1 pseudogene is annotated in these 1,265 nt (G+C 46.9%); it reads left to right on the top strand.

The features are described from left to right. Window positions 1–162: 162 nt before the first annotated feature. Window positions 163–387: pseudogene (locus P5674_RS24860) on the top strand (RNA-dependent DNA polymerase); the annotation flags it as partial. Window positions 388–1,265: the final 878 nt, after the last annotated feature.

Raw genomic sequence — 1,265 nt, 5'->3', positions numbered from 1 at the left:
GCTCCGAAAGTTGAGGTCATAAAGCAGGGGGTTGTAGCCCTGTTCCCAATGACAAAGGGGTATCCACATCAGGAGCCGTATGAGGTGAAAGTCTCAAGTACGGTTTGGAATTGGAGTTGGGGAAGGCGACTTCCCTTTCGACCATAACGAAATGCTCTTACCGTGAACCATGATTATCTACTGTCAAAAATTCATTGTCCAAGCAGCCTGAAGAGAGACCTGAAACAATGGCTCAAAGCGGGCGTGTTAGATAACGGTGTATTTGAGGATACAGAAGCAGGGACACCCCAAGGAGGGGTAATAAGTCCAATACTCGCCAACATCGCACTGTTGGGAATGGAAAGGCTAGTTAAAGGTGGAAAGGATGAATATAAAAATCTTCAGCTATTACACCGCCACTGTCATGATGATAAGACGGCACTTGACAATGCCAACGCTGTATCCTTAACAATGGAGCAGTCAGATTAGGATCCGTATGAGGTGAAAGTCTCAAGTACGGTTTTGTATGGGAGGGAGAGATGGTGACATCTCTCTCGACCCCTACTGGGTTCATGCCACACGTTCGATTTCTCTTATCATAGATGGTTGGCAGTGGTCGTATCTTGGTAGTAGGTTCTACCTCACGCCTTCCGTTCCCCGCTTCAACCTGAGGTTGTAAGCCCTCAAATTGGGGGTGGCTATCGCCTTATCTCTCAACTTTCTGCTATACTTGTAGAGTACGTGCGAAACGTTTAGGAGTGAAATAGGGCTGCGATGCCCGAAATAACCTCCTAGTGGGACTTTCACCCATTGGTGGAATATAGGAATTGACTCTCATCCCCGACCATCCCATAACTGTTTATATGTCCCGACGCTTGGAGCAATCTCAGCAAGGCAGGGAACTCAGGGTCAAGACTGATAGCTTAAACGATGGGAGTTGTGACCCATCTAGTAAAGCAGGAAGTTGAGAGATAAGGCGGTAGCCACCCCCAGTTTGAGGAATCATAACCCGTCAGATTGAAGCGGGGAACGGAAGGCGTGAAGTAGAACCTACTACCATATGCGACCACTGCCAACCATCCATGACTAAGGAAATCTGAATGTTCCGACTTGAACCATCGTAATAAGTAAGTAGCGAAATAAGTTGACACGCTGCGCTCAAAAGAGTAAGGGGAAAAGTAGGAGTCTCAACTCACTACCTACACAGACCTTTAAAATTACCCCGGTGGAAAGGACAAGTCTAAAGATGGAATGCCCGTATAAACGGAACGTTTAAACCCCTTTTA

Source organism: Limnospira sp. PMC 289.06 (genome assembly GCF_032350395.1).
Lineage (GTDB): Bacteria > Cyanobacteriota > Cyanobacteriia > Cyanobacteriales > Microcoleaceae > Limnospira > Limnospira platensis.
Note: the sequence above shows the minus strand (reverse complement) of the source record. Positions and strands in the feature narration are given on the sequence as shown.